This window comes from Solidesulfovibrio fructosivorans JJ] (genome assembly GCF_000179555.1).
Lineage (GTDB): Bacteria > Desulfobacterota > Desulfovibrionia > Desulfovibrionales > Desulfovibrionaceae > Solidesulfovibrio > Solidesulfovibrio fructosivorans.
Map to the genome: position 1 here is coordinate 1 of NZ_AECZ01000063.1, position 7,112 is coordinate 7,112.

At 66.9% G+C, this 7,112-nt stretch carries 9 protein-coding genes; 7 read left to right on the forward strand and 2 right to left on the reverse strand.

Going from position 1 to position 7,112, the window contains the following annotated elements; all coding sequences use genetic code 11:
- Both DESFRDRAFT_RS20275 and DESFRDRAFT_RS20280 read left to right on the forward strand, forming a co-directional pair.
- Positions 1 to 1,218, forward strand: a 1,218-nt coding sequence (locus tag DESFRDRAFT_RS20275) for an amidohydrolase family protein (protein WP_005997169.1), incomplete at its 5' end; no start/stop codon positions are given.
- Between the two features lie 151 nt (positions 1,219 to 1,369).
- Positions 1,370 to 2,617 (forward strand): EAL and HDOD domain-containing protein, encoded by a 1,248-nt coding sequence (locus DESFRDRAFT_RS20280; RefSeq protein ID WP_005997170.1) that lies wholly within the window; start codon positions 1,370 to 1,372, stop codon positions 2,615 to 2,617.
- Between the two features lie 29 nt (positions 2,618 to 2,646).
- Here the strand turns inward: DESFRDRAFT_RS20280 and DESFRDRAFT_RS20285 are convergent, their stop codons facing one another.
- On the reverse strand, positions 2,647 to 3,099 hold the full coding sequence (locus DESFRDRAFT_RS20285; protein WP_005997171.1) for an RrF2 family transcriptional regulator: 453 nt from the start codon (positions 3,097 to 3,099) through the stop codon (positions 2,647 to 2,649).
- A gap of 199 nt (positions 3,100 to 3,298) precedes the next feature.
- On the opposite strand from DESFRDRAFT_RS20285, the gene DESFRDRAFT_RS20290 reads away from it, so the two are divergent.
- A complete protein-coding gene (locus DESFRDRAFT_RS20290; protein ID WP_005997172.1) occupies positions 3,299 to 3,862 on the forward strand; it encodes a cysteine hydrolase family protein in 564 nt (187 codons plus the stop codon).
- 7 nt (positions 3,863 to 3,869) lie between these two features.
- On the opposite strand, the gene DESFRDRAFT_RS20295 is transcribed toward DESFRDRAFT_RS20290, so the two are convergent.
- Entirely contained in the window at positions 3,870 to 4,640 is a 771-nt protein-coding gene (locus DESFRDRAFT_RS20295; protein ID WP_005997173.1) for a CBS domain-containing protein, read from the reverse strand.
- Positions 4,641 to 4,792: 152 nt separating this feature from the next.
- Between DESFRDRAFT_RS20295 and DESFRDRAFT_RS20300 the strand changes: the two genes are divergently transcribed.
- From DESFRDRAFT_RS20300 to DESFRDRAFT_RS20315, 4 genes are all read left to right on the forward strand, one after another.
- A complete protein-coding gene (locus DESFRDRAFT_RS20300; RefSeq protein ID WP_005997174.1) occupies positions 4,793 to 5,812 on the forward strand; it encodes an HDOD domain-containing protein in 1,020 nt (339 codons plus the stop codon).
- Between the two features lie 71 nt (positions 5,813 to 5,883).
- On the forward strand, positions 5,884 to 6,078 hold the full coding sequence (locus DESFRDRAFT_RS20305; protein ID WP_005997175.1) for a hypothetical protein: 195 nt from the start codon (positions 5,884 to 5,886) through the stop codon (positions 6,076 to 6,078).
- 22 nt (positions 6,079 to 6,100) lie between these two features.
- The gene (locus tag DESFRDRAFT_RS20310; protein ID WP_005997176.1) at positions 6,101 to 6,685 is read left to right on the forward strand and encodes a hypothetical protein; all 585 of its coding nucleotides are present in this window, start codon (positions 6,101 to 6,103) and stop codon (positions 6,683 to 6,685) included.
- Positions 6,686 to 6,762: 77 nt separating this feature from the next.
- Complete coding sequence (locus tag DESFRDRAFT_RS20315; RefSeq protein WP_233489668.1) at positions 6,763 to 7,086, forward strand: hypothetical protein; 324 nt, start codon at positions 6,763 to 6,765, stop codon at positions 7,084 to 7,086.
- The last annotated feature ends 26 nt before the right edge of the window (positions 7,087 to 7,112 follow it).

Below are 7,112 nucleotides of genomic sequence, written 5' to 3' on the forward strand. Positions count from 1 at the left end.
TTTTTAAAGGGTTTCCCCTCTCGCCTGCCCCTTGCATCCTTTCCTCTTCCCCTCGGGACATGCTCGTACGCGGTGACGGCCCGGCGCATCGTCACCAGGATACCCTGCGACGGGCCGCCGGAGCGCCTGGACGATGGGGCCGTGGTGCTGACCGGCCGGCGCGTTCTCGACGTCGGCCCCCGCCGCCGGGTGCTGGCCGGCTTTTCCGGGCCTGTCGTCGATTGCGGCCCGGCCACCCTGGTCCCCGGCCTCATAAACGCCCACGTCCACCTGGAGCTTTCCCGGCTGCGCGGGCTGTCCCCGCGCGGGCAGGGCTTTGCCGCCTGGGCCGCCTGGCTCATGCGTCAGGATCTGTCGCCGCCTTCCCCGGAGATTCTGGACGCGGCCGTGTCGGAGATGGCCGAAGCGGGCACCGGGGCCGTCATCGACGTGGGCTCCCGGGCCGGTCCGGCCGTGGCGAAGGCCCTGGCCCGGGGCGGATTGTCGGGACTTGTCTGCCACGAGTATTTCGGCTTCCGCCGCCTGCCGCCGGCGGACATTCCCCCGGAGCTTCAGGCGGCTGTGGCCGGCGCGCCGGGGCTCGACGCCGCCCCGAGCGGCCATGCCCTTTATTCCACCAGCCCTGAAAACCTGCGCCGGGCCAGGGAGGCCTGCCTGCGCCTTGGCGCGCCGTTTTGCCTGCATCTGGCCGAGCAGGCCGGGGAAACGGCGCTTTTGGCCACGGGTGAGGGCGAGCTGGCGGAACTTTTGCGCGGCCGGGTGTTGCCGCGCGACTGGCGCGCCCCGGGGCGTTCCCCGGTGGCCGAGGCCCGGAGCCAAGGGCTTTTGGGGCCGTCCACCCTGGCCGTGCACGCCGTGTGGCTGGACGCGGCGGACAAAAAGCTCCTGGCCGCTAGCGGCACGGCCGTGTGCCTGTGTCCGCGCAGCAACGCCGTCATTGGCGTGGGCACGGCCGACGCGCCGGGGCTCCTCGCCGCCGGCGTGCCGCTGTGTCTGGGCACGGACAGCCTGGCCTCCAACGACGACCTGGACCTGTGGAACGAGGTTCGGGCGCTTTTGGCCGCGCATCCCGATTTTCCCGGCGGTCAGGCGCTTTCGGCCCTGACCGCCACGCCGGCCCGGCTGCTCGGCCGGGAGCGCGATCTGGGACTTCTGGCCCCCGGGGCCATGGGCGGGGCGGCCGTGGTTCCGGACGACCTGACGGAGCATTTCCGCTAGTTTCTTCGTTTGAAGTACAAATATTTCGCCATGATGCAATTCTTGCCAAGCTGGAGCCAAACGCCTAAGAAGAGCCTATGCTACGGCAAACGGCCCGCGCGGTTCCACAGGGAAACGCGTTGCCGACATTGGCGTATTCGAGGCGAGCATCATGAGCTGTACCTTGGCCGAATCCAACTATGCCGTGGCCCGACAGCCCATCTATCGGGTCGATGGGGGCGTGTACGGCTACGAACTGCTGTATCGCACCGTCGGTGGCCCCAATTACGCCGTCGTGCCCTCGGACGCGGAGGCCACCCTGGCCGTGCTGGCCAACGGCATCGAGGCCATCTCCCAGGACATTGCGCCGAACAAGAAGATTTTCATCAATTTTTCCAGGGAAATCCTGGAGAAGGGCTATTACAGTTTCCTCGATCCCGCCCGGTTTGTGCTCGAGGTGCTGGAGAGCGTTTCCTGCGACGCGGCGTTTGCGGAAACCCTGCGGGGCATCAACGCGGCGGGGTATATGCTGGCCCTGGACGACTATGTGGGCGATCCGGCCTTCGATGCCATCCTGCCCGTCGTGACCTTCGTCAAGATCGACATGCTGGCCCTGCGCGACGACCCGGACAAGCTCGAGGCGGTCGTGGCGACCTGCCAGGCCAGGGGGAAGGAAATCCTGGCCGAAAAAGTGGAGACCGAGGCCGATCTGGAATTTTGCCGCGGCCGGGGCATCTCCCTGGCCCAAGGCTTTTATTACAGCCGGCCCTTGCTGGTCACGACCAGGGTCCTGGACGCCGGCCAGACGGCGCGGCTGGGGCTTCTGGCCGAGCTGGCCCAGCCGGAGATCGACATGGCCAGGGTGCGCGAGATCATCGCCGCGGACGTGGCCCTGACCTACAAGCTCCTGCGTCACGTCAATGCCGCCTGTTTCTCCCGGGGCGAGCCCGTCGAGTCCCTGGGCTTCGCCATCGACCTGCTCGGGAGCAGGGCCTTGCTCAGCTGGGTGACCGTGAATCTGCTCGCCTCCCTGGCGGCCACGCCCCGTGATCTGGAGCTGGCCTTTGTCTCGGCCGCGCGGGGGCGTTTTCTGGCCCTGGTCGACCGGGCGCGAGGCGGGGTGTGCCACAAAGGCGTGGGCATGTGCCTGCTGGGCCTGCTCTCCCTGCTCGACGCCATGCTCGGCATGCCCATGGACAAGGCGCTTTCGGGGCTGCCCATCGACGCGTCCATCCGCGATGCGTTGTTGGGGAAAACGAGTTCGTGCCGTCAGTGTCTGGCGCTGTGCCGGAGCTACGACGGCCGGGAGCCGACCGCCGAAACGCGGGAGCTCTTTGAAGCCTTCGGCCTCAGCGGCAAGGCCGTCGCCGGCGCGTATTACGAGGCGCTGGCCTGGGCGGCCGCGATGTTTCGGGGATAAGGCCGCTTGGAAAGCGCCGCGCCGCCGCCTCAAATCACATAGGCCGGGACGGCGGCCATGTCATGCCGGTGGCGGTCTTCCTCCACCAGATCGCGCAGGTTCCTGGCATCGTAGACCTTTTCCAGGGCGGCCTGGGCTTCCTGCCACACGTCGCGAAACACGCAGCCGCCGCGCAGGGGACAGTCGTGCCCCGGGCGCTCCCGGTGGCAGTCCACCGGGCTGATGGGGCCGTCCATGAACCGGATGACCTCGCCCACGGTCACGGTTTCGGCCGGGCGGGCCAGGTAGAAGCCGCCTTCCTTGCCCCGCTGGGCGTCCACGAACCCGCCCTGGCGCAACTGGTGCAGGATGACTTCCAGAAACCGTTTGGGAATGGCTTGCCGTTCGGCGATGCCGCCGGCGGGAATGGGGCCGTCGCCCTTGCGCCGGGCCAGCTCGAACAGGGCGCGCAGGGCGTATTGGCATTTCTGGGTGACGGGCATGGCCAGTCTCCTTGCCGGCGTACGCTGTCGTGCCGGCCCCCGGCGTGGCGGTCTTTCCGTTTTCTCCTTGCCGCTGGGGCGCGAAAAGGGGATAGGACGACCAAGACGATCAATTCAATGCTGATTATTGCCAAAACCGATGGTCCGGCGTCAAGGCGCCCGCCGCGCCGGACCGCGCCCAAAGGGGCAGGGAGCCGCCATGACCAGTGACGCCAACATCGACGCCGCAACGGCCCTTTTGCTTGTGGATATCCAAAACGACTATTTCCCCGGCGGGGCCATGGAACTCCGTGGGACCGAGGAAGCGGCCGACCGGGCCGCGATCGTCCTGGCCCGGTTCCGGGACAAGGGCGCTCCCGTCATCCATGTGCGCCACGAGGCGGCGCGGCCCGGGGCCACGTTTTTTCTCCCCGGCTCCTGGGGCGCGGCGATCCATGCGACGGTCGCCCCGGCCCCGGGCGAACCGGTGGTGACCAAGGCTTTTCCCAACAGTTTTCGGGAAACGGAGCTTGCCGCGCGCCTGGATGCGGCCGGGGCGAAGCGGCTGGTCGTTTGCGGCATGATGACCCACATGTGCGTGGACGCGACGGTGCGGGCCGCCTTCGACCTGGGCTATCCGGTGACGGTGGTTGCCGACGCCTGCGCCACGCGGGGGCTGTCCTTCGGGGGCAGGAACGTGGCCGCGCCCGACGTCCAAGCGGCGTTTCTGGCGGCGCTTGGCGCGGTCTACGCCACGGTGGTCGCGGCCGCGGATCTGGTCTGACGGCGGCCTACAGGCCGATGCGGCGGGCGTAGCGCAGGAGGTCGCGCTGAGAGAGCAGGCCGGCCAGACGCCCATCCTCATGGATGACGGCCACCCGGCGCACGCCTTTCTGGCGCATGAAGAGGATCACCTTGTAGATCACGGCCGTGGTCGGGACGCTGATCACCGGCGTGGTCATGTAGCGGGTGACGGGGGCGGCCAGGCGCTCGGGATAGCCCAGGACCCGGGACAGCACGTCGCGTTCGCTCAGGATGCCGGCCGGCTTGCCCGCATCGACGGCCATCACGCAGTCGGCGTTTTTTTCGCGCATGAGCGTCAGGGCCTCGCGCACGGTCCGGTCGGCGGGGAGGGTGACCGGGTCGTGGTGCATGAGGTCGCTGCACAAGGCGTCCTCCACCATGAAATCCACGGCCAGGGCGTCCACGAGCTCCTTTTCCGTGACCAGCCCCAGCAGCGAACCGCTGAAATCCACCACCGGCAGATGGCGCGCCGCGCGCTCGAGCAGGAGCTTGACCGCTTCGGACACGGGCAGGTCCTTGGCCACGGCCCCTTCCGGCTTGGTCAAGAATTCGCGGATGGACGCATCGAGGTCCATGTCGACGTCGAAATGGCGAACGATATTGTTTTCGGTAAGGAATCCCACGACCTTGGCCCCGCTGACCGCGGCCAGGCAACTGATGCCCTCACGGGCCATGAGGTCGGCGGCCTGCGTTATGGAAGCCTCCGCAGCGACGATATGGGGCCTTTTGGCCAATTCGCCGACCCTGTGCTTGAACATGGGATACCCGAATAGATCAAAGTGTTTACTCACAATATCCCGAGTAGGTCGAAAGTCAAGAAAAGCGGACGGCGTGGCGGGCCATGCCTTGCCCGCCTGGAGGAAATCGGATAACTCCTCCAAGAATAGGATAGCAGGGAGTCCGTGCCGCGATGTCCGTCAACGCCGCTTCGCATGCCGACACCGGCCGACCGGGGCTCGGCGATTCCCGGCCGCTGGCCCGGGGCGCCTTTGTGGCGCGCTTTCTGACGTACGGGGAACCGTTGCGGGAACGGCTGCCATGCTTCGTGGCTCCCGATCCGGACGCGGCCAAGGATCGCCTGCTGGAGACGCCGGGCTCCCGGGCGGGTTGTTTGGCCGCCATCGATCCGCCGCCCCTGCCCCAAGCCTATCTGGCCCTGCGCCGGGCCATCGAGGACCCCTTGGCCACTTCGTCCGGCGTGGGGGCCATCATTTCCATGGACCCGGGCCTGGCCTCCTATGTCCTTCGCCTGGCCAACAGCCCCCTGTACGCCCCGGCGGCCAGGGTGGAGACCATTTCCCGAGCCGTGACCATCATCGGACTGACCGAGCTCGAGACCATGGCCGCCGGCTCGGTCCTCAGCCGGCTTGCCGCGCATTCGCCGAGGCCCGACCTGCTCGTGCTGGACGATTTCTGGAAGCATGCCGTGGCCGTGGGCCTGCTCTCCCGGGCCCTGGCCGAACGCGTGGGCGAGCGGGGCGGGGAACGGTTTTTCGTGGCCGGACTGCTCCACGATGTGGGCCGGCTGCTTCTGGCCGTGGCCGAACCCGATTTGGCCGCCGTCAGCCTGGCCCGAACCGGGCCGAACCGGCTGTCCCTGGACGCGGCCGAGCGCCTGGAGCTGGGCTTCGATCACGCCGCCCTGGGCGGGCGCATCGCCGCCAAATGGCGGCTGCCCGAACAACTGGCCATGGCCGTGGCCGGGCATCACCAACCGTCCCAGTGTCCGGACAGCCTCATGGCCGCCGCGGTGCATGCCGCCGATTTCATGGCCAACGCCCTGGGCATGCGGGCCACGCCCTGCGCCGGACTGCCGCGCCTCGACGGACGGGTGCTGGCCCCCTTCAACCTGGAGCGGGCCGATCCCGTCGAGTTCCAGGAAATCCTGACCAGCGGTCTGGCCGCCATGACCGCCCTGGTGGCGTCATGATCGGCGGTGTCGACGGTACTTGCCATTGGCCGGCGGCGGATATATTTTCCGAAAAAATGGAGCAACAAGCCATGCGGTCCTCCGACACCGTGACCCTGATCCCGCTGAACGGCACCCGCATCAACGATATGATCCTGGATTACATGTCGGTGAAAGGCGCCGCGCGCCGCGCGGAGCTGGCCCATTTTCTTTCGAGCAGCCGCAACATCCAAAGCGAAATCATGGCCGTGACCCTGCGCGGCATGATGATGAACGCTTCGGTCTGATCCTTTTTCCCCCGCCAAAATTATGAATATCCGTTTTTGCATCGTGCCTCTGGTGTGCGCTTTGTTGTCCGTGTCCGCTTTCGCCGGGAACGGTCTCGCGGCCAAGACCCATGCCGCCAAGAAATCCCATCGCAGCGCCGAGAAGGCCGCTGGCGACGAAACCGTCGGCGTCCCCGGCAAGGTCATTCAGGAGCCCAACTCCTTTCACGGCGTCAAGTGGGGCACGCCCATGGCCTCCGTGCCCGACCTGACCGTGGTGGAAAAGGATGGGCAGGCCGCCTACGCCACGGTCGCCGGGGTGGTCTACCGCATCGGCGACGCCTTTTTGAGCGACGTGGTCTACGGCTTTTGCCAGGGCAAGTTCGCGGCCGTGATGGTGGAATACAAGGGGCGCAAGGCCCACGCGAGCATCCGTGATTTCCTGGCCGCCAAGTACACCAAGCCCCTGGAAATGGACGGGCATCCCGACGATCTGGCCTGGCCGCTCGGCAATGTCTTCATTCGCATGTCTTTTTCCAAGGAAAAGGATACGGGATCGCTCAGCTACTTCTACCAGCCGCTCTTCGCGCCCTGCGCCGGGCCGGACGGCAACAAGGCCGCGCAATGACCCGCCGGGCGTTTTGCTTTTTTTTCCCCGTCCTCCTCGTTGCCGCCGCCGCCTGGGCGGCGGAGAGCGGCCGCGCCATGCCGTTCAACAAGCAAAACGTTTTCAACTTCCTGCAACGGGTGGACTCGGCCAAGCGCAAGCTGCCGGACAACATCCCGCCGGACGAATACCAGCAGCGGGTCTGCACGCTGTACGCCGATACCCTGCGCCAGGGCGGCTACGATTTCGAACACACGGTGCAAAACGCCCTGCAATTCGCCGCCAAGGGCAACGGCAAGCTCGACGATCCCCGGTTTCTTTTTCTCGCCGGCGTGTTCCAGGTGCACCCGGACGTCTACCTGCGCCTGAAATTCATCTCCAAAGCCACCCGCGACGACGTCATGCACTATTTCGGGCATTAGTTGTAATTTGAGGGAAGGAAGATGTG

What these genes read in the sequence shown, in the direction of transcription:
- DESFRDRAFT_RS20280 (WP_005997170.1), top strand. Translation starts at nt 1,370, where the DNA reads ATGAGCTGTACCTTGGCCGAATCCAACTATGCCGTGGCCCGACAGCCC.
- DESFRDRAFT_RS20285 (WP_005997171.1), bottom strand. Translation starts at nt 3,099, where the DNA reads ATGCCCGTCACCCAGAAATGCCAATACGCCCTGCGCGCCCTGTTCGAG.
- DESFRDRAFT_RS20290 (WP_005997172.1), top strand. Translation starts at nt 3,299, where the DNA reads ATGACCAGTGACGCCAACATCGACGCCGCAACGGCCCTTTTGCTTGTG.
- DESFRDRAFT_RS20295 (WP_005997173.1), bottom strand. Translation starts at nt 4,640, where the DNA reads ATGTTCAAGCACAGGGTCGGCGAATTGGCCAAAAGGCCCCATATCGTC.
- DESFRDRAFT_RS20300 (WP_005997174.1), top strand. Translation starts at nt 4,793, where the DNA reads ATGTCCGTCAACGCCGCTTCGCATGCCGACACCGGCCGACCGGGGCTC.
- DESFRDRAFT_RS20305 (WP_005997175.1), top strand. Translation starts at nt 5,884, where the DNA reads ATGCGGTCCTCCGACACCGTGACCCTGATCCCGCTGAACGGCACCCGC.
- DESFRDRAFT_RS20310 (WP_005997176.1), top strand. Translation starts at nt 6,101, where the DNA reads ATGAATATCCGTTTTTGCATCGTGCCTCTGGTGTGCGCTTTGTTGTCC.
- DESFRDRAFT_RS20315 (WP_233489668.1), top strand. Translation starts at nt 6,763, where the DNA reads ATGCCGTTCAACAAGCAAAACGTTTTCAACTTCCTGCAACGGGTGGAC.